The organism is Lewinella sp. IMCC34191 (assembly GCF_003390935.1).
GTDB lineage: Bacteria > Bacteroidota > Bacteroidia > Chitinophagales > Saprospiraceae > Neolewinella.
Window position 1 is genome coordinate 268,416 of record NZ_QNQZ01000001.1, and the last position, 22,892, is coordinate 291,307.

Genomic DNA, 22,892 nt, shown 5'->3' on the forward strand with positions numbered 1-22,892 from the left:
GCAATGGTCACCTGCTAACGAGGTTCTGAAGTACGATGACTATTGTCCTAATTTTTGCAATTGCCACTTTGCGTGCTCGTTCCCCGGAAACAGCGTCAGCGACCGCTTGAAGTGTTGGATGGCCCGGTCTCTCAGTCCGCGGTGGAGGCACACCGTGGCCAGGCTATCGTGTAGGTTAGCCGACGCCGGGTAGCGGTCGACGGCGAAGTCAAGTACTGCCGTACCATCCCGCTGCTCCGATACGTCACCACTCAGGCCGAGCTGTAGCCCGACGGTATTGAGCACTCCCTCGGGTAGGGCGAACCCCGGATGGTGCCGCCGAAGATCTAAGTATACGCTGTCAATGTGTTCAAAGCCCCTTTCCCGTACGCGATCGAAAAAAGCGGCCGCCCCGGGTACGGACGCGGGGGAGGTTGAGGTAGAGCGGTTGATCAGCTGCTGGCCGGTCCCGACGATCTCCGCTACGTAGGCAGTGTCATCCCACCCTTGCTGCGGCGCGTATTGCTCCATGTGGCGAAGCGTGGTAAGCACGGCTTCGCAAAGCCCGGCGTACCCCAGGTGAATGCGTTCGGCCGGACGGTCCTGCCGCTCGTCCCGGGGCGCAAACAGTATACCGTAGCTGGCGAACTGGCCGTGCGTAAGGTCCGGCGCTTCGAACTCGTAGGCGGGGACGTCGTGCAGGGAATCCAGAAACGCGAAGCGCTCTGCGAGACTGGGGTCGATTCCGTCCGCCACCATCACCGTGTCCGGGATGGGCTTCTGCCGAAAATGAACGAAGGGCACCCGGAAACGGCCCGGATCAAAACCGGGGAGCCCCGCCGCGACCGGTAAATTGTACTTAATCGTGCCGTCCAAACTAATCACCCCGTCGACGAAGCGGTTCGCCATGGCGAAGGGGACATTGCTTAACCCCCCAAAACTGAACCCGATCGTGTAGACCCGCTCAAGGTCGGCCTGCTGCAGTCCCGCAGCGAGGCCGAACAGATACTCCAGGTCGCGTTGCTGGGCGGCGGCATCCTCCACGGTTCCCCCGGTCAGCCGGAGGGTTCGCGCGCCGCGTGAGGGCGCCGCGAGAACCAGGTAGCCGTGACTGGCCAAATACTCACAGAGCATAAAGTTTTCACTGGAGGAAGCCTGATAGCTGGGGGCGTACAGCACCACCGGGAAGCGATCCGGCACCGGGCTTGCCGCGCGGAATGCCTGCGTGGGGTAGGTGGCGTTTCGTTCGGTAACCGCATTGCGCGGGTAGTAGAACCAGTCGAAAATGTATTCCACCGGTAGTTCCTCCCATTCTTCTTCCTCCTTGAGCACCGCCAGGTAGTCGCTAACGGTCATGCGTATCCGTCCCGGTCCGTTTGCGGGATACCAGCGGCTCACGGGAATCTCCCGAAACTGGAGGTCTTCGGTGTAGTCCTGTTCCCGGCGGTATACGCGGCTGCTGTCGATCCTAACCTGGTGATCAAAACCAACGGCAAAGTCACCGTAGGTCAGCAGACTGTTGACATAGTCTGCCTGTGCGCCGAGGGTGGTGAAGTTTACCATCACGAACAGGGCCAGTAATCGAAGCTGGGTAAATGGTGGCTGACAGCGTAGTAGCATAGAAGTCCGGGTTAGATTATAATGATACCCCGGATTCTCCGAACACGCCGGCTGCACTATTTAGATCTACCCTAGCAGATAGTGGTCCGCAATCTATACCGGCACGAAGCTGAGCCTCCCGCGAAAATAGATGGTGGGCCGGCTACTCTTCCTTTTGCTGCCCCTTTTGCTCCTGCTCGCCTGCGGGCCGCCGGTCATTCCGCTGCAGCGCGATTTCCGGTTTGCCCTGGAGCAGGTGGAGCGGCAGCGGACGCCGCGGACTCGCTCCGTGGAGCGGCTGCTGGCAACCTTCGACGCGGCACATTCCGCCGACTACCGGGCGGCGCGCCAACTGGACTCCACCGCCGGCGCCGACCGCTGGCCGGAGCTGTATACGCTGTACCGGGAAATGCACGAGCGGCTCGCCGCCGTAGTCGACTACTTCCCCCCTCAACGCCCCCACCGACTACCGGGGTGGCTACGGTCTCCGGGAACTGGAGCGGCGCACCGAAGACGCCCGACTCGCCGCGGGGCAGTACTATTTGGCACGCATCGATGCCGGCACCCGGGCCGCCCGGGCGGGGGACAAGGCGGCGGCCCGCCGAGGTTACTACGATCTCGAGCAAGCGCTGTACTTCCTGCCCGAGCGGCTGAATGACTTCGCATCCTTGCGCGGGGAGCTGCGCTTTCTCGGTACCGTGCGGATCGTGGTGCGCATCACCGGGGAAGCCGAACTCGTCAACGCCGCCATTGACCTGGGCACCTTCGACGTCGGTGCGGAGGACGACTGGCTGGTCATCGACTTCCGGGAGACCGGCATCCCGCCCGACTACACCGCCGACCTGCAACCCACCAGCTTCTACGAATACGGTCCGCGAGAGGACTCGGACGTTACGATCTACCAGGAGGAGGTGCTGGACTACGTCGAAAAGATCGAATACGAAGAGCGGATCAACGACTCCACCGTTGTCTTGAAGGTAAAGGAGATCGAGCACTATAAAACCATCGAGGGTAGGGTGGAGGAGATCACGCAGTCCTACACGGTAACCGTAACCGGGGAATTGGGTGTCTACGCCGCCGGGGGCGGCGTGGTCCGCTTTCCCGAATGGATCCAAGGGACCGCAAGCTGGGAAAACGAATACAGCGTATGCGGCGGTGACCGCGACGCCCTCCCCGCCTTTGCCTGCTCGGGGTCGTCGGACTGGCCGCCGCGTTTTGCGCAGATGCTGGAAAGGGCGCTGCATCAGCTGCGGCACCAGAGCCTGGACCGGCTATGTGGAGTTCTCCTTTTGCCGCACTAATCATGGAGTCCCCGGTAATGGACGCGGATGATCACCAAGGGATACAAATGCTTGGCAAAGGCTGTTGGCCGGGGATCGCTTATTTCCTGCGCGCCGCCGCAAAAACGGGCACGCCGAAGCCCTACCGCCGGGTGATCGCTAGCCTGAGTTGAGAATGACCGCATACTACTGCCCGTAAGAATATCCCGTATCTTTTTCCCAAGCTTATCGATCATGGTTTCAGCCTCTCTACCGCGCTACTGGGTTCTCCTCTTCATCTGCTGTATCAGCGCCGGCCTCCCGGCCCAGCAACTCGCCTTCCCCACCGCCGAGGGCTACGGGAAATTCGCGCTCGGGGGGCGGGGCGGCGTGGTCTACACCGTCACGAACCTCCACGACGCCGGGCCGGGTAGCCTCCGGGCGGCGGTGGAAGCCCCGGGGCCGCGAACGGTGGTTTTCCGGGTGAGCGGGAACGTCGAGCTGGAGAGTCCCCTGACCGTCCGCCATCCGTACCTTACGATCGCGGGGCAGACAGCCCCCGGCGCGGGCATCTGTCTGAAGAATTACCCCCTGAACATCGACGCCGACCACATCATCGTCCGCTACCTGCGCATCCGCCCGGGCGACGTTTCCGGTCGGGATTACGACGCCGTCTCCGGACGCTACCACAAGCACGTTATCCTGGATCACCTGTCGGCGAGCTGGAGCGTGGACGAGACGCTGTCCGTCTACCACTGCGATAGCATCACGGTGCAGTGGTCGATGATCACGGAAAGCATGTACGACTCCAATCACGAGAAGGGCACCCACGGCTTCGGGGGGATCTGGGGGTCGAACCACGGGAGCTACCACCACAACTTACTGGCCCACCACAGCAGCCGCAACCCCCGCATGGCCTCGGGCTCTGGCTACACCGATTTCCGCAACAACGTCATCTACAACTGGGGGTACAACAGCACCTACGGGGGAGAGGCCAGTCAGGTAGGCAACGACGCCTTCAACTTCTCGACCTTCAACGTGGTCGCCAACTACTACCGACCCGGCCCGGCGACGCTACCGGGGGAGGGGAGGCACCGCATCGTCAATCCCTCAGCCCGCGGTGCGGCGGATTACGGCCGGTGGTACGTAGCCGGCAACGTGATGGAAGAGAACGAGACGGTAACCGCCGACAACTGGAACGGCGGCGTGCAAACCGACCTGCCCCTCGATAGTCTCCGCCTCCCGGATCCCTGGCCGGCGATGCCGGTGACCGCGCACTTCGCGCGGGAAGCTTTGGCCGTCGTGCTGGACAGCGCCGGGGCGATCTTACCGCGGCGCGACACGGTCGATACCCGCATCGTTCGGGACGTCCGCAGCGGTGGGGCCACCTACGGGGGCGGTAGCTACCGGCGCGACCACCCGGAGGTTGGAGCCAACACCGTCACCGGCATCATCGACACCCAGCGGGACGTAGGGGGATGGCCCGCGCTTCCCACCGGTCCGGTCCCGGCAGACGCCGACCGGGACGGTATGCCCGATGCCTGGGAGGATCGCCACGGCCTGGACAAGGATAATCCCGCGGACCGCAATACGGTAGCTCCGGATGGGTATACGATGCTGGAAAAGTATTTGAACGGGATCCGGTAGGGTGGGGAGCGGCCGGGGGGAGAATAGTGGTGGCCCGTCCTTCGGCTCTTCCGTGCGATAGGTGATTGTTTCCTTTTCCGGCGAGACCGGTGGTTTCCGTCGGCTTCATCCTGCGGGGGTCCCTCATTCGGTTGCTGAGTACAGCACCAAGCCCGGAAACTGACCGAAGAATTCCCACTCTCAAAGCAGCCGGGGCGATTTTTAGTAGGCTCCTTGCACGCTAGCCCGTCGGAGGAATGGGGCGTAGGTTCCGGAGCGGGCCAACTACGGCTTGACGAAGATCATACAGTGCTGCCAGGGGAGGTTATCGATGTTCTCCCGCAGCGTTAGACCGACGGCTTCCATCTCCCGTACGGCCTGTGCTTCCGACATTTTATTCAGGCGTTTAATGGGCACCGAGGGGTCTTCCATGCGGTACTACAGCAGGACGAAGCGCCCGCCCGGCCGCAGAGCGCTGACGATGGTTTGCATCATTTCCCGGGGGTAGGCGAGCTCGTGGTACACGTCCACCATGATGGCTAGGTCGACGGAGTTGGCTTCCAGCTGCGGACTGCTTTCGGTGGCCCGGATCAGCTCCACCTTATTGATGCCCTCCCGCTCGATCCGCTGCCGCATAAGGTCCAGCATTTCGGGTTGGATGTCGACGGCGTACACCTTCCCCTGCGGTGCCTTTTCGGCCATACGAAAGCTGTAGTAGCCGGAGCCGGCCCCGATGTCGGCAATCTCCTCGTCGGCCTGTATGTCCATATTGTCGATGGCCTGGCTGACGTTTTCCTCCGCCTCCCGCTCGGGCCGCTCCAGCCAGTCGGCGGCGAGGTGGCCCATGACGTGGCTGATCTCCCGGCTGAGGTAGTACTTGCCGGTACCGTCGCGCGAAGGAGATTGGAAGGTATATGGCGCGGTGTCTTCCGGCGGCGGCGGATCGGCTTGCGCGGTGCAGCCGGTACAAACGGCCAGGTAGAACAGGAGGGGGAGAAGGCGGAGGGGCACGATCGGATGGTTTTTCAGGAAAGGCGAACGAAGTTATTATGGTTATTCCCTTTCCTCGGGCAACTTCGAATGGTAGAATAGGAGGCAGGGGTTCATGCAAATCCCTACGGTAGCTCTTTCCATTCCCCGACGTATTCCAGGGTGAGCATTAGCTTTACCTCAGCCGGATAACCGATAATCTTATGATCCGCGCAATGAGGTAGGATTAGCAGCTCCCAACTGCCCCGTATGGCGTTTGGTACAGCACGTTCCCCTTCGCATCCAGCTTCCGGCTTACTTCCCGTTGCAGGTCTTCGTACGTCCACGACGCGAGCTCCTTGGCGTAATCCAGAATCTGCGCGATCACCTACCGCCTCGCCTGCGGATTCCGCCACAGCTTGGCCTCGACGTTGCACAACTCCCCGTCGGGCGTCACCATCAGTATATCCAGCGGACCGGCAGGCGTGCGCAATTCCGTACAGATCGCCAAGCACGGATTGAACGACTCGTCATTGTCACTGAACGGCAGCAGGTCCGGGCATTCGAATACGGTTTGCTGAATAAACAGCTCGCTGGGCGGATCGACCTTTTCGAAGGCCTGCGTTGAGCCGTTCTGGAGAAGTAGGGGGGTGCCGTAGGCGCTTTTCTTCATAATAGCGATGTTACTCGTGGGCGCGTGCACCATAATTAGCCAGGTCCAGCTACCGTGCAGGGTTGTCCGCGCCGGACGAAAATAGAGCGCCTGATTGCAACTAGGCGGCTGCTTATCGACCAAAACTCGAATCGACATAAAGCACGCATACTCGAATTGCATTAATTGGGCGACGGAGCGCAGGAAAAATAGCTGCTCGGTAGACCGAAGGCTTTTGCCAAACCAGCGAGGCACTTTGAAATTCAAGCTATAAAAAACGCTTCGACTGTCAACCGGTCCCCAGCGGGAGTCTAGAAATTAGCCCGCATTTGGCTAGCTGACGACATAGGTCCTAAGACGATTGTCGCATTATAGTCTTCCGATACGAATAGCATAGCTTTTAAACCGGACATGGGAATCGCTGGCAATCTCTTGTTACCCTATCCAGGACGGAATTACTTTCGAAGTCCAGTTGGACGACAAACGTGGTCACAGTTACTCGTTGGTTTTACCCGCTTACAAAGCCGACGAATTTCGCCGTGCCGTGCAAAAATACCGGAGATAAGGAGCATTTCGGAAGAAATATGAAAGGTTGCCGGGAAGATTTGAAAGGTTTTTGGAAGCAAGTGACATGCTGCCCCACTTTACAAGTATTCACGATCTAGCTGGCCTTCTACCCGGCTGATCATCACCCGTTAAATAGGAGCTACTCACTGTAAATTGTTAAGAGAGACCGAGATCCTTTAGATTTAACTTTAAGTGTCAGATCAGGAAGAGAAAACTTACTGCCACTAATCCTATGGATATAAACATCATTGATAAAAAGAGAGGCTATTCCACGGTTAACGTCAAGTTGTATCTTATTTACGGTAGTAAGTAGTCTTTCCTTAGCAAAGCTTTCATGGCAGTTATTACCAATTGCGGTATCTGTTATTTGAATAGCTGATGATTGACATTCACAAAAGTTGAAAAGATTTCCATTTACGACTAATCCATATGTGCTATCAACAGTTTCACCAAACTCCAAGATGTCAGCGACTATTGTATAATCAGCTCCGATATCAGCGAAAGTCGTGACATCAAATGGGTTATTCTCCTCGTCAACTTCAAGCTCCTCTGAAAAAACTACGGTTTTATCGCCAATAGTTGCCGGAATAGGAGATTCGGCCCAGAGATTATCTACCGGGTCAATTCCAAACAGCTCATCTAAATAGTAGTCTCTCCATATATCAGAGGTATAAATTTGCTGGCACTGTGCAATTTCAGGGTCATGCATCATACTTTGGCAAATGCCTTGTCTATTCTTATGATTCAGGTGCTCCCGATTTAGAATACAGTGTCCTAACTCATGAAATATTAATAATTTCCGAACGCACGCATTAGCCGATTGCCAGTAATCAATATCCAACGCGATCCTTTTCCTGCTAGATGACAGGCATCGGCCGACTGCCCCCTCTGGTAAATCTTCAAAGGAAACCATTAGATTATAATCTTCTCTATCTAAATTAAGCCCTCTAAGATTTGCTTCCTTAAAAAACTCTTCGACATAGATTTCTGTTGCCGGGTCTATAATTTGATTCGTATTCTTATCGCACGATGAAACCATGAATAGGAGGGCTAGAATATATATCCTGGCAAAATAGTTATTGATCGATTCCATTTATCAATATATGTTGGCTCTCAGGTCAGTATAGAGCATTTTCTATACTCACCTGAGTGGAGGTGCTCAAAATAGTAGACAGCAACTTCGCTGAAGGTCTGACTAGTTGAGATGTTGCGTTCTTGCTTCGTAGGTCTGCCGGACCGTTAGGCCCCGCAGGGTAGTATGGATACGGTTCGTGTTGTACCAGCCTTCGATGTAATCAAAGATAACGCACCAGGCCTGGTGGGGACTATGGTACTGATGCCGGTCGATACACTCGGTTTTAATCGTTTTGAAAAAGGACTCCGCTACGGCGTTATCCCCGCAGTTTCCTTTGCGGGACATGCTCTGGGTAGCTCCCACGGCCGCTAACTCCTCGCGGAAGCTACCGCAGCTGTACTGCGAGCCGCGATCCGAATGGAAGACCAGATCGTCTTCCGGTTTACGTCTGGCTACGGCCCTTTTGAGCGCGGCGACCGTCGTTGCCTGAGCGGTCATCTCATCGCTGATCACCCAGCTGACGATCGCCCGATCCGCCAGGTCTAAGACGATGGTGAGGTAGTGCCACTGGTGATCCACCTCGAAGTAGGTGATGTCGCTGACCCACTTGGTGGCTGGTCGCTCCGCCGTGAAGTCGCGATCTAAAACGTTATCCGCTACGGGCATATCGTGCGCAGAATCCGTCGTGGCTATCCAGCGTTTCTTACGCTTGGGGCTACGGAGGCCTTTACGCCGCATACGCCGGCCTACGGTAGCCCGTGAGACACGGATGCCTTGCTTAATTAGATCGTACCAAATCCGGGGGCTACCGTAAGTTTCCCGGCTGGTTTCGAACGCGCGTTGGATCAGTCCGTCCAGGTTGTCATCCAGCCGTTCGACCTCCTCCAAATGCTTGTACCACCGGTAATAGCCACTGCGGCTTACGCCCAGGACCTGACACATCTTCTCAACGGGAAATTCCAACCGGTGATCCATTATTAATTGGTAGATTTCACGTCGCTCTTGGAGAAGATGCCGATGGCCTTTTTTAAGATGTCCCGTTCCAGTTCGGTTTCACGTAACTGTTTTTTGAGTCGGGCAATCTGGCGCTCCTCTTCGGTCATTGTCTTAATCCCTTGACCGGAGGTTTCGATGTTGTTAGAGTGGCGAAATTCCTGTCGCCAGCGGGATAACGTAGTGGCCGAAATACCGAACCGATCGGCCACCTCGGTTACCATGGTATCGGGCTCGAAGCTCAGTTTTATTATTTCCAGGCGCTCCTCCCGGGTGAATCGCTTGCGTAGTTTTGACATGATGTCGGGTTAAGGATTTGAAAGTAGTAATCTTTACAACCCGAAGTCACTGTCCATTTATTTGAGCACCTCCAACGGAGAAATTCGTTACGCTAAAGTTGCTTTCGCCCTCTACGCAGTACACAGCCCGTGAACCGCCCGTGGTGATGACGCTCATGGCCCGTTTGCCCCGCAGGACGTTGCCTTGCTCGCCGTATTCCAACACCCGGTCGATCAGCACGCGGTTCACCCGGGATTACTCGAATTTGGGATGGGCGAAGAGAATCAGGATGCACGATAAGGTGGTGGGGTTATGCCTGTCTAGTATCGTTGCTCTGCGCGATAAGCCGCGTGTAGGCCAGGGGGGGCGAAGCCTAATACCGGATGTAGAGACCACCGGGTAAACGACGGGACCGGTCGCAGGAAAGATGGAGCCCGGATCGACCGATCAGAGCCCGCTAATCGAACTATGGCACCACAACACGGGCGTATTTCCGGTTGTAACTACGGCCGGTGAGCGCGTACATGGTCCGCGTGTGCGGGTCGTAGTTGGCGGCGGAGACGCCGTATCCGTAGCGGGTATCGTCGAAGACGTCGATGAGCCCTTCCGCTACCGTGTTGTCCGGTCCGATCTTCAGGCACCGCAGGACGACGTTCCCTTTTGCAAAATTCTTCTTCGTGCGCGGCCGACTGTCGATGTGTCCCATTTGTTCCCGGGAGCTGTGGAAGATGAGCAGGAGGGTATCGGCCTGGGTGGCTGCGAACGTTCCGGCCGATGTGAAACTGGTAAATACATTCCAGTCCATGCGGTGGGGAACGGGCCGTACCCAGGCGATCTCACCCGTAGACCCGAAGCGCAAAATCAGCTGGTCGGAGAAGGTGTGGATGTCCAACGCCCTCCCGCTGGGGGAGGTAATGTCCCGCCGGCCGTACGTTTCCAGATGCAGGTAGCCGCCGCCGTCAGCCGTCTGGAGCAGGTGCCAGATGCCGCCTTGGGCAAGATAATCGCGGGCGAACGTAGCGGTTTCTTCCTGCGCCGCCGCCGGCCGTAACCAGTTTTCCTCGGTAGCGGTGATGCGTTGCTCCATGGTGAAGACCGGCAAAAGGGTTTCGCGGTCGAAGCGATGCAGGTAAATACCGAGGGCCCCCGACCCCGCCCGGTCGTAGAGGATGCCCGTCAGGGAAAGGGTATTCCCTTGGTCGATCCAGAGCAGGGGATCCGCCGCGCTACCGAGTTCCGGGGTGATTTCGCGTTCGGTGGTTTGATTTCCCCCCTGGGTGACCGCATAGATGTAGCGATGGCGGTCGTTAGGGTCGCTGCGCCGTTCGTTGGCAGGCTGCTCGTAGCCGATCAGGTACAGATTTCCCGCCGGGTCCAATTCCGCGTGGGCGATAATGCGTTCGTTGCTCCCCTCGCGTGTAGGCACAATGTGGGTGTACAGCAGTTGCTGTCGGGCATCCAGTACTTCGTAGATGCGATCCTGCCGGCCTCCGCTATTCGCCGTTCTCGATTCGTAGCTGACAACGACCATTCCGGATGCGTTCGCCTGGCTAACGGCATACCGACCCTCGCGACCGACCTCTTGCCGGGGTAACCGCCGTAGCACACGGCCCTCGCCGACTAATTCGAGCGTCGCACCGTCCACGGTGTAGACCACCAGCCACTGTTCCTTGGACTTCTTATCGTAAACGGAGCCAAAAGCGTAGAAATCGTCCTCGATTCGCGTCACCCGATTGGCGGCGAAATCCGCCTTTCCGTATTTCTCCGGCAGTACGAGGACTCGATCAGCCGAAAGATCGGCCGATACCGCGCGAATAGTTGGTTTGAAAAACGAGGAAAGGCCCTCCATGCGTTGACAAACATAGTAGTAGGAATCGCCGATTCTTCCCAGCGTGTCGTAGATGTTTTCAGGGCCGCGCTTATTGAGATTCTCCAATTCCGGACCGAGTTCCAGCTCCGTATGCAAGCCGGATTGTTGCGCGGACAGGGCGGTGTACAGTACGACGGCAAACGTCAGCAGGTAAAAACGCATAGCGAGGTGGGGGTGAGGATCAAGGCAAGAATATCTGTAGAACGAAAGTACGCAACCCCAGGTGCTTGTTAATTCGGTATTCGGCGCCTCGGACAGATGGGAGGCCCGCTACCGTGGCTGTTCGGCATACCGTACGGATGTTTGCACATGGACACCAGACAGGTGATGGGATTGAGGCTCGCCTAATCTTGCTTGTTCCGAATAGGCAGATTACCTGCGCCCCGCCGCCCGAATTAAACAGCTCTACGCCAACACCTCCCCGATCACCCGCCCCGCCACGTCCGTCAGCCGGAAATCGCGGCCCTGGAAGGCGTAGGTGAATTTCTCGTGGTCGAAGCCCATAAGCTTGAGCACGGTAGCCTGTACGTCGTGTACGTGAGCGCGGTCGCGCACGCCGGCATAGCCGATCTCGTCGGTCTCCCCGTAGACCGCGCCGGGTTTGACGCCGCCGCCCGCCATCCACATCGTGAAGGCCTCGCCGTGGTGGTCGCGGCCCAGATAGGGCATCTCCACGCCACCGCGGTTTTCGCGCATGGGGGTACGGCCGAACTCACCGCCCCACACCACCAGGGTATCTTCCAGCATGCCGCGCTGTTTGAGGTCCTGAATCAGGGCGGCCATCGGGCGGTCGATCGCGCGGCAGCGCTCGGGCAGCCCGACGTCGACGCTCGAATCCCGACTCGTGCCGTGGTCGTCCCAGCCCCAGTCGTAGAGCTGGACGAAGCGGACGCCGGATTCCGCCAGCCGCCGCGCCAGCAGGCAGTTGTTGGCGAAGGTCGACTGCCCCGGCGTCGTGCCGTAGAGCGCGTGGATGTAGTCGGGTTCCTTCTCGATGTCCATCACCTCCGGTACGGAGATCTGCATCTTAAAGGCCATCTCGTACTGTCGGATGCGCGTCAGCGTCTCGGGGTCGCCGACCTCGGCGTACTGCCGCTTATTTAATTCGTTGATGGCGGCGATGGAGTGGCCGCGCAGGTCGCGCGACATCCCGTCCGGGTCGCTGAGGTAGAGGATCGGGTCGCCGGCCGTCCGGCACTGGATGCCCTGGTGGATGGACGGTAAAAAACCGCTGCCCCAAAGTTGCTTACCGGCACTCGGGTTGCGGCCGCCGGAAGCCAGCACGATAAAGCCCGGCAGGTCCTCGTTCTCCGATCCCAGTCCGTAGGTCACCCAGGAGCCGAAAGAGGGGCGGCCCGGGCGCGGACTGCCCGTCTGCATCAGCAGCTGGGCCGGGGCGTGGTTGAATTCCTCGGTGTGGACGGCCTTCAGAAAAGCCACCTCGTCGGCCACCGCGGAGAAGTGGGGCAGGAGGTCGGAGATCCAGGCGCCGCTCTGTCCGTGCTGCTGAAATTTCGCCTGCGGCCCCAGCATCATGGGCGTGCCCTGGATGAAAGCGAAGCGCTTCCCGGCCAGCAGGGAGGGCGGACACGGCTGCCCGTCCAGTTTTTGCAGTTCCGGCTTGTAGTCGAACAGCTCCAGCTGGGAGGGCGCGCCGGCCATGTGCAGGTAGATCACCCGCTTGGCACGGGGGGCGTAATGCATCGCGGTTTGCATCGCCCGTTCGGCGGGGCTCTTGCCTCCCGGTGCAGCCGTTTCCTTGCCGCAGCCCAGCAAGCCGCCCAGCGCGACGCCCCCTAGTCCGAGCGCCCCCTGGCGGAGGAAGTTCCGGCGACTGTTGTAATGCGCCTGCCGGTGGTGGTATTCGTTCAGTAGCGGTTCCATATCAGCTGGTGGTCAGAAATTCATCGGTATTGAGCAGGGCATTGGCGACTACCGCCAGGGCCTCGTGGGCGTCCGGCTCGGCGGCGTAGGCCTTTTCGTAGAGGGAGGTCAGAATCTCCCGCTCTCCGGGGTCCGCGTCGCGGCGCAGCATCATCCGGTAAAGCCCGTCGATCTGTGCGGCCAGGTCCCCTCGGTCGGCGACGCGGGCGGCGAGCCGGTCGGCCACTTCGAGGTAGGCCGGGTCGTTTAACGTCATCAGCGCCTGCAGGGGCGTATTGGTAATGGTGCGGCGACTGAGGCACACCTCCCGGTTGGAAGCGTCGAAGGTGGTCATGACGGGGTGAATGGACGAGCGCCGCAGGTAGGTGTAGAGCGTCCGCCGGTAGCGGTCCTCCCCCTCGCTGGTCACCCACTGGATGTTGCTGTAGGGGATGTTGTCCCACAGCCCGTCGGGTTGCGGGGGCATGACGCCGGGCCCGCCGCGTTTGCGACTCAACAATCCGCTCACGGCCAGGGCCTGGTCCCGAATTTCCTCGGCGGTCAGCCGCTTGCGCGGTCCCCGGGCCAGCAGGGCGTTGTTGGGGTCGCGGTCCAGCTCCTGCGGACCGGCTTCGGAAGACTGGCGGTACGTCTGCGACAGCACGATGCGCCGCAGCAGGGCCTTTTTACTCCACCCCAGCGGACCGCTGAATTCCGTAGCCAGGTAGTCGAGCAGTGCCCCGTTGCTGGGCCGCTCCCCCTGGCTGCCCATATCCTCGATGGTGGGGACCAGCCCCCGGCCGAAGAGCTGCGCCCAGGCCCGGTTGACGGCCACGCGGCTCGTCAGCGGCTGGTCGGGTTTGGTGAGCCAGCGGGCGAAGTCGAGCCGGTCTCCCACCTCGGAATCCGAATCGCCGTCCAGCAATTCCGGTACGCCCCCGCTTACGGTCTTCCCGTGCACCAGCCAGTTGCCCCGGTCGAACAGGTGGCTTTCCCGCCGGCTCTCTCCGGAGGTTTCCACCATCACCGGGGTAGTCACGGAATCCCTCGCCGCGAGCAGGTCGCCGATGTAACCTTTAATCTCCTCGATACCGGCTTGGTCCGCGCCGGGAAGCGTGGGCTCGTAACCGATGGCGTTCACCGCGGCCAGCTTCCCCGTTCCTTCGCCCCGAATGATGAAGTAGAGGGCGTGGGAGCCGTCCGGCGCGTCGAGGGGCAAGCGGAGGTCCTTTTCATCCCCCCGCGCGAAGGGATGCTCGGCCAGCAGGGGGCCTTCCCTACCGTCCAGCCGCACCTCCAGGCTACCGGCCAGGGCCATGGCCCGCAGGTCGAGGTGGAGGGCACCGACTTCCGACAAATCGCGGGCTGGAAGGGAAAAGGAATTGCCGGCGTGCAGATACATGACGTCCTCGTCGGCCCGCGCGGTGAAGATGCCGCCCTCGACGTGCTCGAAGCGGTCGGGCCGCAGCCGCGGTTCCCGCACCTTGATCAGTTGCCGCCAGCTTCGTACCTGCTCCCGCCGGTCGGCCTCCGCCCGTTCCCGGATCCACGCTTCCAGGCGTTGGTATTTGCGTTCGTCGGCCGCGTAGAGCGTGCGCAGGAGCGGTGCCTCTGTGACGTGGTCGTGGTCAACCGTGTTGTTGAATAGCGCGTAGCTGGTATAAAACTCCTCGTGGGTGATGGGGTCGTAGGGGTGGGCGTGGCACTGTACGCAGGCCATGGTGGTACCCTGGAATACTTCCCAGGTCGTATTCACCCGGTCGATCACGGCGGCTACCCGGTACTCCTCGTTCTCGGTTCCGCCCTCCCCGTTGCTCATCGTATTGCGGTGGAAGCCGGTGGCTACCAACTGCTCCTCGCTGGGTTCCGGCAGCAGGTCGCCGGCCAGCTGGTAGGTGATGAAGTCGTCGTACGGCAGGTCCTCGTTGTAGGCATCCACCACCCAGTCGCGGTAGCGCCAGATGCTGCGGGGCCGGTCGCGTTCGTAGCCGCGGGAGTCGGCGTAGCGGGCCAGTTCCATCCACTTCGCGGCCTGGTGTTCGCCGTAGCTGGGTTGGGCCAGCAGGCTGTCCACCAGCGCTTCGTAGTCCAGCTCGCCCTCCAAATAGGCGTCCGCCAGGGCGTCCGGGGCGGGCAATCCGGTCAGGTCGAAGCTGACCCGGCGCAGCAGTATCCTCTTTTTTGCGGCGGGCGCAGGTAAAATGTTCTTTTCCGAAAGGGAAGCCCGCACGAACGCATCGATCGGATTGTCCGCTTGTTCCCCCCCGAGGGACGGGATGTCCGGTCGGACCGGCGGCTGATAGGCCCAGTGTTCCTCCCACTCGGCTCCCTGCTCGATCCAGCGTTCCAGGAGTTGGATCTCCGCTTCGGCCAGCGGCTCGGCGTCGAAGGGCATCCGCAGCTCCGGATCCTCGTGGCGCACCCGGCGAATGATTTCGCTCCGTCCCGGCTCTCCGGGCACGATGGCGTAGGCACCGCTTTCGGTCTCCCGCAGGGCATTCTCCCGGAACACCAGCCCGAAGCCGCCGGCCTGCTTCACGCCCCCGTGGCAGCCGATGCACTTTTCGTTGAAGATGGGCCGGATGTCGTCGTTGAAGCTCACCCGCTCCTCCGGCTGGCAGGCCCAGACGGTCACCGTTACGAGAAGAAAAAGTAGCGTGCGTTGCATGAAAGACGGGTGTTCGACAATCAGGTTAAAATACTGTTTTTTCTCCACTACACCCGCCGCAGGCGCACGGGCTGCGTCATGCCGGAGAGCCACTGGGGGACGAAGAGGTTCCCGTCCTCGTCCACGCAGACGTCGTGGGGGTTCAGGAAAGTGTTGCCGTCCCACTCGACGTCCCGGAAGTTTTTCTGGGTCGTCGGCGCGGATCCCCCCGGCAGGGAAACCACCCGGAAGTCCTTGTCCAGCACGGCCACCATGCCGTCATAGTTCCAGTTGCTCTTCGTCCAGATCACGGCGAAGAGGGTATGCTCGCCCGCGAGCACGGGACGGCAGATCTTCAGGCCGGGGAGCTCGTGGGTGGCCAGGTGGTGGCCGTCCAGCGACCAGCGCTGGAAGCGTTGGTTGCTCCGGCTGGTAATGAGCAGTTCCGGCTCGCCACGGCGACTGTCCACCACGATGCCGTGGCAGCACTGGAAGTGGTCCGGGCCGCCGAATACGTTCTTCAGCTTGCCCTGCCCGTCGTAGTGAAAGATCTTATTGGTGCCGTAGCCGTCCGCTACGTAGACGTCCCCGTTGTCGGCCACCGTCGTTTCGGTGGGTTTGAAGTTGCTTCCGGCGGGTACCTCGTCGGCGGGCACTTTCAGTTCGCGGATGATGCGTCCGTCCAGGTCCAGGTTGAGTACCCGGCCGGCGGCGGAATCCGTGAGCCAGTAGGTTTGGTCGGTTCCTTCGCCCGCCAGCGTAAGCCCGTGTGGTTCGGGGAGGTCGTGGTGGATGGTGTCGACTACCCGGCCGTCCTTATCGAAGAGAAGTACGTCCGCCCGGTCGCTTACTACCGAGCAGGCGAGCCGGCCGCGGCTGTCCAGCACCATCTCGTGGAAGTGGACCACCGGCGTTTTGCGCGCATCCAGTTTGCCCCACTGGTGGTCGGGGCGGTAGGTAAAGTCGCCGTGACCGACGGTTGCAGGAGGATCGGCACGCGACTGGCCGGAAAGGAAGGTGGGTACACCCGTGGCGGCGCAGACGGTAGCTGCGGTCTGCAAAAATTGGCGGCGGCTGTGCTTGGTCGGCATGGTCTATGTTATTTCGTTTGACTGGATGTTGGCGCTCCCGCTCGGACACCGGTGTCTACGGTCACGTGGGGGTAGCTATGCGCGAAGGTCGCAGCCGCTTCAAGGCTGACGTCGGTCTGCCAGAGGTAGACCCGTTCCAGATTAGGGTAGCGGGATAGGTACTCGAAGATGCCGTCGTCCACCTGCGTCCCGTACAGGTTCAGGCTTTCCAGGTGCGCTAGCTCTACCAGCCTTTCCACGGTTGCGTTGGTCAGCCGCGTACCGTTAAGGCGTAGCCGGTTCAAATTGGAGAAGCGGGGTAGGGGGGCAAGATCCGCGTCGTCCAGGTCCTGGTCGTCGAGGTTGAGGTAGACGACCTGTTCCGCGGCCGCGTCGGCCAGCTGTTGCAGGGTTCCGGCGCTAATCCGGCTGCCGGGCTTCGGCTGAACTTCGAGCGCCCCGCCCTCCGGCTGCAGCGCGGAGAGCTGCCAGCCCAGGGACCGCAAACGATCCATCGTGGCCTCCTTGAGTAGCGGGACATCCACGTTGTCCACGAACCGGCGCGGCCGCATATCGAGCCCGTAATCCCGCTCGAGAAGCGCTTTCAGGGCTTCCGGCATTTCTTCCCCGTCGAAGACAAAATTCGTGTCCGCCCCCTCCGCGATCCAGTAGCGGAGCAGCTCTACCTGGGTATACGTCCACGGATCGCCGTTCGGGGGCATGGCCTTTACGTGGTCGCGCGGCAGGGTGACCCGTTGTAACCAGTGGCTACGTAGCGGTTCCCCGGCTTCGAAGAGCGGTCCGTCGTCACCGCCAGCGTAGGCAAAGTGCGGCTCGTCGAGGCGCAGTCCGCCCCGTTGTTCCCCCGCCCCGTGACACTTCACGCAGCTTTCTTCCAGGGCCGGCTGCAGGAAGGTAGCGTACAGGGAAATGGAATCAATGTCCGTCAGGGACCAGTCGCGGTAGGCGCTCGAATCCGGCGTATGCCCCACCAGCCGTTGGACCACTGCTGGGGCATGTTGGTAGAGGTAGTCTTCCCCGTGAGTGAGGCTACCGCCCAGGTGTCCGGCCAGGCCAAGTACGCCGGCGACCAGCAAACCGTAGCCCTTGGCCACTCTTCCGCCGCGGCCGGTCACGAATATCCCGGCGATCGCGAGGACCGCCACGCTCACGCCGAGCCAGCGGTGCCAGAATAGCGTGTCGCCCCCACCACTCTCCGCGGCCAGTAACCAGCCGCAGACCGCGGCAATAATGGCGGAGGCGCCCCCGAGGATCCACGCTACCCGGACGGCCGATCTGGACTGATCGCCCGGCCACCACTCCAGTACCGCGGCCAGCAGCAGAAAGCCGATGGGCAGGTGCCCCACGAGTGGGTGAAAGCGACCGACGAAGAGGGAGAAATCTGCCAGGACCGGTAATTGCATGATCGTGATGAGGGCGTTGGCGCCCGGTCCCAAGTTAGTGATTAGCCGGCTTGTCGGTCCCCGTCCCCCGAACACCGTAATTTTGCCTCCCCTTTATGGCAGCGCGGTACCCGGGTACCAGCTCCGGATTCCGCCGCATGACGGCTGCCGCTGCCGGAGTCGAACATCCCTGACATGGCTGGGTTGCCCTTATAGCCACATGAATAGTGGAAAACCAATACTATGAAGAACTTACAAGATCTCCTCGAACACCAACTGAAAGACCTGTACTCCGCCGAGGGACAACTGGCGGAAGTCCTGCCAAAAATGGTGGCGGCCGCCTCCGACTCCAAACTCAAGGCCATGTTCACCGACCAGCTGAAGCAGACCAAGTCGCAGCAGGACCGGGTCCGCAAAGTGCTGGAAGACATCAAGGTCAAGCCGGGCGGCGTCAAGTGCGAAGCCATGGCCGGACTCATCAAGGAGTGCGAGGGCATGATCGAGGAAGACACGAACGACGCCGTAAAGGACGCCGGCCTGATCGCCGAGGCCCAGCGCTGCGCCCACTACGAAATCGCCGGCTACGGTACCGCCACGAAGTACGCCATGACCCTCGGTCACGATAAAATGGTCAAGGTACTAGACGCCATCCTGGACGAGGAATCGCGCTACAACGAGGAGCTTAACGACCTGGCTATCCAGGAGCTCAATAAAAAGGCCGTATAGTTCCTGCGCTTCGGCGCGAAGAATTGTATAAATAAAACCGCCGCCCAGGTCCTCGGATCTGGGCGGCGGTTTTGTTTCGCTGGGATGGCTACTGGAAGGCGGCGTTCAGTTCGTCGGCAGCGAGTTGCTGTGCTTCGCCGGCCAGGGGGACGGCGGCGTAGGTGCCAAAAAACTCGTGGGTCGTTCCGGGGTAGAGTTCGTACGTGACCGCTACGCCCGCGTCGCGCAGGGCCTGGGCGAGCAGCATGCCTTCGGTTTGCAGAGGGTCGATTTCCGCGGCGATGATGGTGGCGGGCGGCATTCCGGTTAGTTCGGCCTCGTCGACCAGGGAAATAAGGGGGTTATCCCCGTCGGCCGGTGAGTTGAAGTACTTCTCGGTGAAGAAGATGATGTTGGGGCGATTGAGGGGGACCGCGTTGGCGTATTCTTCATAGGACTCGGTCATCAGGTCGTTGTTAGCGACCGGGTAAACCAGGAGCTGGTGCACGGGGAGGGTGACCCCACGGTCACGGGCCATCAGGCAAACGGCGGCGGCCATGTTTCCCCCGGCACTTTCGCCCGCGGTGGCGATACGGCTGGAGTCGATACCAATGCTCGCGGCGTTCTCCCGGACCCATTTATAGGCGGCAAAGGCATCTTCGTGCGCGGCGGGGAACTTATTCATATCCTCGGATGCCAGCCGGTAGTCGACCGATACGACCACGGCCCCGGTAAGTTCGGCCAGCAGCTGCGCCGAAGGCTCATAGACTTCCAGGGAGCCAATCACCCAGCCACCACCGTGGTAGTAAACGATACCGGGGCGGTTGCTTGAACTGCCCTCCGTCGGGGTGTACACCCGTACCGGGATTCCGTCCGGAGCGGATTGGGGGGTAAAGCTTGGAGGCAGGATGCGCTGGTCAGTCATGACCTCCGGAACGGGGGCCGGTTGATTGTTGCGGGCCAGGAGCGTATTCAAAGCATCGGTAACGCTGTGGTTCATGCGCGCCTGACGGGCCGTTAGCTCGGGCAGCGCCGGGTCACCGAAGGCCACGAATTGCTCGATGACGGCCCACATCTGGTCGTCCATGTCGGGGGCGTAGTCGGGTTTGGGACCCATGGGCTCGATCAGCTCGTCGTCAGAGAGGAGGAGATCGTCGTCGTCACTACAGGAAGTCAGCGACGCGGCCATCAGAATGGTCAGTCCGGCGCAGAAAAGAAGGCGGGAAAGGGAGGGCAACCCGCAAGGGGCTACCGTCGGGAGGATAATGTGTTGCATAGTGTAATTGGTCAAACAAGGTGGCTACCCGCATTGCCATGGTACAAAACGTACGCAATGGGTGGCCTCGGAATGGAAATTGCCGATATTTGAGTAAATAAACGGCGAAAATGCGCGAATGTTGAGAAAATTATGCTCAAAATTTAACGGGCAATCTGTGCCCGATTATCCTTTTTTCAAGGCACGGACCAGTTTTTTGCGCCGTAGCGCAGGTGCAGGGGCAATTTCGGCAAGCCTTAAGGTCAGGGGAGACATAAGCCCGAGACGATGCCCCCAAATGCGAGTGACCGCATACGCTAGGCATGCGGTCCTCCGAAAGCTGCCGGTTCGCTTACAACTTAACCAACACCTGGGTAGCACTTCCCGCCCGTACGATGTACGTCCCGGAGGGTAAGCCGGCAAGATCGAACGTCTCCTGGTGGTTTCCCTTTGCCACCGGCCGCACCCGGGACGTGACGTCGGTTCCGCTGATATCGTAGATGGCCACGGGACTTTCGACGGCCCGATCGGTGCTTACCGTGAACTGGTTCCGGGTGGGGTTGGGGTAAACGGACAACTGGGCCTGGGGAGATTGGATCCAGGTGCTCCTAACCCCCAGGATTACATCGTATCCGTCAAAGTCGGTTTGCCTCAGCCGGTAGTACACCTGTCCGTAGCCAGCGTTCGGATCTTGGATTAGGTAGTAGGAAGGTGTAGCGGTGGTTCCGGCTCCCTGTAAGGTGGCGACCGTTTCCCAGATAATGCCGTCTACGGAGCGCTCCGCCGTGAAAGATGCGTTGTTTTCTTCCCGGGAAGTGGCCCAATTTATGGCCACAGGGCCTTGCGGGGTGACCTCGACGGCATAGGACATCAATTCGCCGGACAGCGCCGCCATGGCTTCCATGGACTGGTACGCTACCTGAGCCGGTCCGGCCACGGCAAAAGTTAGCGGGTCGTTCTGGTTCCTGTACTCGGTGGCGATCCACGCCGCAGACCGGCTTTGGGTGGCCATCCGCATCTCGTCGTAGTCGGCGTCGATCAGGTGGTCGGCATCGTACTGCGAGCGGCCGAAATAGTTATTGATGGTGGGCTCAACCTGGGCGGGGGTAATGGTGAGCGTTACGGTATTACCGTACCGCTGTCCGTTCCGGTAGATGGTCATCGAGTTGGCTACGTCGTCAATGGTGATGGCCCAGTGTACCCATTCTTCCACACCATTGGTGGCATTGGCCACGATGGGACCGGTTTCCCCGGGAATGCCGGTATTGGTGATGCGGGCGCGGGTTTCGCCGAGGTTCCCTACATCAGATGAGGGCGTAAAGAAGAAGTTGCGGTTTACATCGCTGCCGAAGTCGAAAATACGCTCCCAGTTGGTTTGAGTTTGGTGCAGTCGGATCCAACCGGACCAGGTAAAACTATTAGCCCCGGTCAGCAGGTTATCGGGTGCTTTCAGGTATTGGCCACCGGCTACGTCCGCATCACGGGACAAGACTCTACTTGGATTGAGGAGGCCCCGGGAAAGGCCGACCTTACCATCAATACTGGTCGTCCGGAAGTCCGTAAGGTGCGTGCCGGCGTTGCTAACGTCCAGCGTGTTCCCCTCGAAACCATACACGCCCAGGTAGTCGGTGCCCCAGGTATCGGGAGTGGAGGGATCGGTGGTAATACGGTGATTGCCGTAGTACACGATCAGGCGGGTATCTCGCTTATTGTCCAAAGCGGGCACGTTTACGTAGCCTACCCAGCGGCCCGCCGTACCGTCGTACTCCACCATTTGGTGCGAAAGGACGGTGGCCCCGTCGGCCGCGGTGAATACGACATCGTACCCGTTGGCACTTTCCATGTTGCCCCCCTGATCTACGGTACGTAAGGTAGCATCCTCCAGGTGGATTAACAAGGGATAATTGACCAGGGGCTCTCTGCCCGAAACGAGCTTGTTGGAAACGGTAATCTCTTTAAAAGTCGTGTAGCCGGGTGGTTGGGCGGCGAGCAGGGTAGAGAAGAACAGGGAGGCGAGCAAAACGTATTTCATCGGTCGAGGTGTTGATGCCAAAAGATTTTCGTCGCCCGACGGGGGGCGCAAAAATCAGTAAGCCAAAACGATGCCAATGAAATGGAGGCTCTATATCAATCGATTAAGCATTACGGGAAAATGCCATGTGTTCCAATATTTGGAAGGTTCTATTTTCTGAAACGCGATTCCTGGCGGTAGGGGCTCACCGCCTGGCCACCCAGCGCTCCGACCGTTGGGCGGCAGCTTCTCCTGCTGCCGGAATGAAGGTGCGGGCGGTGGCATCCCTGCGACGTTCTAGCCAGGCTTGCAACTTAGCTTCCTTGGATCTGGTCTTCCGGTAGACGGGTATAGTGCGAAAATCCGTTCGACCGGCGGCGTCAATTTGAGCCTCCAGGGTGGTAGCTGTAAGGTGATGCGTGATGAAGAACTCGGAGATTAGCGCGTTCCAGTCCCGCTTATTCCCCCAGTAATGACCGATCACGGAATTCGCGGTTGCCACTGGGCCTGCTTCGGTCAGGGCAATTGAAAAGCTATACTGCTCAATCAGCCGCGGGGTCACGCCGGCGGCAATCATATCGTCACAAATTGCCAGAGCATCCCGCAGAATGGCAAAAGCGCTCCCCCCCCCCAAACCTACGACACCGGAATTGTACATGACGTGAGATTTCTGAACCGTCGTACCTCCAAAAGTCTTGCAGAGGGTCTGCTGTCCCATGCGGCGCTCCGATTTAGTGGGCATTTCGAAGAGTGGACCCTCCAGGGCATGCAGGAGACTTTTACCAGCGGTTAGGTCATTAGCAAGTTGTTGCGGATCGCCGAAACAGAAGGTGTCCGCATCTACGTATACGACATCGCGTTCCGGATACTCGGCGACCAGGTGCCGGATGGCCAGGATTTTGGTCCGGAGGAAGTTGTCTTGCGGTCCTTTCCAGTCCTGTAGGGTTGCGGAACTGATGGGGATGATGCGGACGGCCTCTTCCAACCTGCCGTAAAACCGCGGCGCATCCGTGATGATACATACTTTACCCGACTTCCGCGAAAGCAGGGTCAAGGCGGCAAAATTGGCT

General features: G+C 59.9%; 20 protein-coding genes. 3 read left to right on the plus strand and 17 right to left on the minus strand.

Features of this window, described 5'->3' with window-relative positions:
- Positions 1–39: 39 nt before the first annotated feature.
- Both DRW39_RS01095 and DRW39_RS01100 read right to left on the minus strand, forming a co-directional pair.
- Positions 40–1,599: a hypothetical protein gene (locus tag DRW39_RS01095; RefSeq protein ID WP_116105144.1), complete on the minus strand. Its 1,560-nt coding sequence runs from the start codon at positions 1,597–1,599 to the stop codon at positions 40–42.
- Between the two features lie 142 nt (positions 1,600–1,741).
- Positions 1,742–2,041 carry a hypothetical protein gene (locus tag DRW39_RS01100; RefSeq protein ID WP_157975847.1) on the minus strand — a complete coding sequence of 100 codons (300 nt, stop codon included), beginning with the start codon at positions 2,039–2,041 and terminating at the stop codon, positions 1,742–1,744.
- Between the two features lie 79 nt (positions 2,042–2,120).
- Here DRW39_RS01100 and DRW39_RS01105 point away from each other — a divergent pair, with 79 nt between their 5' ends.
- Positions 2,121–2,879 (plus strand): hypothetical protein, encoded by a 759-nt coding sequence (locus DRW39_RS01105; RefSeq protein ID WP_116105146.1) that lies wholly within the window; start codon positions 2,121–2,123, stop codon positions 2,877–2,879.
- Between the two features lie 213 nt (positions 2,880–3,092).
- Entirely contained in the window at positions 3,093–4,484 is a 1,392-nt protein-coding gene (locus DRW39_RS01110; RefSeq protein ID WP_116105147.1) for a polysaccharide lyase family 1 protein, read from the plus strand.
- A 264-nt stretch (positions 4,485–4,748) separates the two neighbouring features.
- On the opposite strand, the gene DRW39_RS22460 is transcribed toward DRW39_RS01110, so the two are convergent.
- From DRW39_RS22460 to DRW39_RS01165, 12 genes are all read right to left on the minus strand, one after another.
- Positions 4,749–4,895, minus strand: a complete 147-nt coding sequence (locus tag DRW39_RS22460) for a hypothetical protein (RefSeq protein ID WP_198664741.1) — start codon at positions 4,893–4,895, stop codon at positions 4,749–4,751.
- A gap of 6 nt (positions 4,896–4,901) precedes the next feature.
- The gene (locus DRW39_RS01115) at positions 4,902–5,474 is read right to left on the minus strand and encodes a class I SAM-dependent methyltransferase (RefSeq protein WP_198664742.1); all 573 of its coding nucleotides are present in this window, start codon (positions 5,472–5,474) and stop codon (positions 4,902–4,904) included.
- Positions 5,475–5,820: 346 nt separating this feature from the next.
- Entirely contained in the window at positions 5,821–6,105 is a 285-nt protein-coding gene (locus DRW39_RS22170; protein WP_157975848.1) for a hypothetical protein, read from the minus strand.
- Between the two features lie 685 nt (positions 6,106–6,790).
- Complete coding sequence (locus tag DRW39_RS01125) at positions 6,791–7,744, minus strand: hypothetical protein (RefSeq protein ID WP_116105149.1); 954 nt, start codon at positions 7,742–7,744, stop codon at positions 6,791–6,793.
- 102 nt (positions 7,745–7,846) lie between these two features.
- Entirely contained in the window at positions 7,847–8,701 is an 855-nt protein-coding gene (locus DRW39_RS01130; protein ID WP_232830029.1) for an IS3 family transposase, read from the minus strand.
- A gap of 2 nt (positions 8,702–8,703) precedes the next feature.
- A complete protein-coding gene (locus DRW39_RS01135; protein WP_116105151.1) occupies positions 8,704–9,018 on the minus strand; it encodes a transposase in 315 nt (104 codons plus the stop codon).
- Between the two features lie 46 nt (positions 9,019–9,064).
- On the minus strand, positions 9,065–9,247 hold the full coding sequence (locus tag DRW39_RS01140) for a hypothetical protein (RefSeq protein ID WP_116105152.1): 183 nt from the start codon (positions 9,245–9,247) through the stop codon (positions 9,065–9,067).
- A 217-nt stretch (positions 9,248–9,464) separates the two neighbouring features.
- Positions 9,465–11,030, minus strand: a complete 1,566-nt coding sequence (locus tag DRW39_RS01145) for a hypothetical protein (RefSeq protein ID WP_116105153.1) — start codon at positions 11,028–11,030, stop codon at positions 9,465–9,467.
- Positions 11,031–11,273: 243 nt separating this feature from the next.
- Positions 11,274–12,752, minus strand: a complete 1,479-nt coding sequence (locus tag DRW39_RS01150) for a DUF1501 domain-containing protein (RefSeq protein WP_116105154.1) — start codon at positions 12,750–12,752, stop codon at positions 11,274–11,276.
- Position 12,753: 1 nt separating this feature from the next.
- Positions 12,754–15,399, minus strand: a complete 2,646-nt coding sequence (locus tag DRW39_RS01155; protein WP_116105155.1) for a DUF1553 domain-containing protein — start codon at positions 15,397–15,399, stop codon at positions 12,754–12,756.
- Between the two features lie 47 nt (positions 15,400–15,446).
- On the minus strand, positions 15,447–16,469 hold the full coding sequence (locus DRW39_RS01160) for a twin-arginine translocation signal domain-containing protein (protein WP_116105156.1): 1,023 nt from the start codon (positions 16,467–16,469) through the stop codon (positions 15,447–15,449).
- 8 nt (positions 16,470–16,477) lie between these two features.
- A complete protein-coding gene (locus tag DRW39_RS01165) occupies positions 16,478–17,905 on the minus strand; it encodes a c-type cytochrome domain-containing protein (RefSeq protein WP_157975849.1) in 1,428 nt (475 codons plus the stop codon).
- Positions 17,906–18,094: 189 nt separating this feature from the next.
- Here DRW39_RS01165 and DRW39_RS01170 point away from each other — a divergent pair, with 189 nt between their 5' ends.
- The gene (locus DRW39_RS01170; protein ID WP_116105158.1) at positions 18,095–18,577 is read left to right on the plus strand and encodes a ferritin-like domain-containing protein; all 483 of its coding nucleotides are present in this window, start codon (positions 18,095–18,097) and stop codon (positions 18,575–18,577) included.
- A gap of 88 nt (positions 18,578–18,665) precedes the next feature.
- Here the strand turns inward: DRW39_RS01170 and DRW39_RS01175 are convergent, their stop codons facing one another.
- From DRW39_RS01175 to DRW39_RS01185, 3 genes are all read right to left on the minus strand, one after another.
- Complete coding sequence (locus tag DRW39_RS01175) at positions 18,666–19,832, minus strand: alpha/beta hydrolase (protein ID WP_116105795.1); 1,167 nt, start codon at positions 19,830–19,832, stop codon at positions 18,666–18,668.
- A 331-nt stretch (positions 19,833–20,163) separates the two neighbouring features.
- Positions 20,164–21,843, minus strand: coding sequence for a DUF2341 domain-containing protein (locus DRW39_RS01180; protein WP_116105159.1), 1,680 nt, complete (start codon positions 21,841–21,843; stop codon positions 20,164–20,166).
- A 184-nt stretch (positions 21,844–22,027) separates the two neighbouring features.
- Positions 22,028–22,876, minus strand: coding sequence for a hypothetical protein (locus DRW39_RS01185; RefSeq protein WP_116105160.1), 849 nt, complete (start codon positions 22,874–22,876; stop codon positions 22,028–22,030).
- Between the last annotated feature and the right edge of the window lie 16 nt (positions 22,877–22,892).

What these genes read in the sequence shown, in the direction of transcription:
- DRW39_RS22460 (WP_198664741.1), bottom strand. Translation starts at nt 4,895, where the DNA reads ATGGAAGACCCCTCGGTGCCCATTAAACGCCTGAATAAAATGTCGGAA.
- DRW39_RS01155 (WP_116105155.1), bottom strand. Translation starts at nt 15,399, where the DNA reads ATGCAACGCACGCTACTTTTTCTTCTCGTAACGGTGACCGTCTGGGCC.
- DRW39_RS01145 (WP_116105153.1), bottom strand. Translation starts at nt 11,030, where the DNA reads ATGCGTTTTTACCTGCTGACGTTTGCCGTCGTACTGTACACCGCCCTG.
- DRW39_RS01150 (WP_116105154.1), bottom strand. Translation starts at nt 12,752, where the DNA reads ATGGAACCGCTACTGAACGAATACCACCACCGGCAGGCGCATTACAAC.
- DRW39_RS01170 (WP_116105158.1), top strand. Translation starts at nt 18,095, where the DNA reads ATGAAGAACTTACAAGATCTCCTCGAACACCAACTGAAAGACCTGTAC.
- DRW39_RS01125 (WP_116105149.1), bottom strand. Translation starts at nt 7,744, where the DNA reads ATGGAATCGATCAATAACTATTTTGCCAGGATATATATTCTAGCCCTC.
- DRW39_RS01135 (WP_116105151.1), bottom strand. Translation starts at nt 9,018, where the DNA reads ATGTCAAAACTACGCAAGCGATTCACCCGGGAGGAGCGCCTGGAAATA.
- DRW39_RS01130 (WP_232830029.1), bottom strand. Translation starts at nt 8,701, where the DNA reads ATGGATCACCGGTTGGAATTTCCCGTTGAGAAGATGTGTCAGGTCCTG.
- DRW39_RS01175 (WP_116105795.1), bottom strand. Translation starts at nt 19,832, where the DNA reads ATGCAACACATTATCCTCCCGACGGTAGCCCCTTGCGGGTTGCCCTCC.
- DRW39_RS01110 (WP_116105147.1), top strand. Translation starts at nt 3,093, where the DNA reads ATGGTTTCAGCCTCTCTACCGCGCTACTGGGTTCTCCTCTTCATCTGC.
- DRW39_RS22170 (WP_157975848.1), bottom strand. Translation starts at nt 6,105, where the DNA reads ATGAAGAAAAGCGCCTACGGCACCCCCCTACTTCTCCAGAACGGCTCA.
- DRW39_RS01160 (WP_116105156.1), bottom strand. Translation starts at nt 16,469, where the DNA reads ATGCCGACCAAGCACAGCCGCCGCCAATTTTTGCAGACCGCAGCTACC.
- DRW39_RS01095 (WP_116105144.1), bottom strand. Translation starts at nt 1,599, where the DNA reads ATGCTACTACGCTGTCAGCCACCATTTACCCAGCTTCGATTACTGGCC.
- DRW39_RS01180 (WP_116105159.1), bottom strand. Translation starts at nt 21,843, where the DNA reads ATGAAATACGTTTTGCTCGCCTCCCTGTTCTTCTCTACCCTGCTCGCC.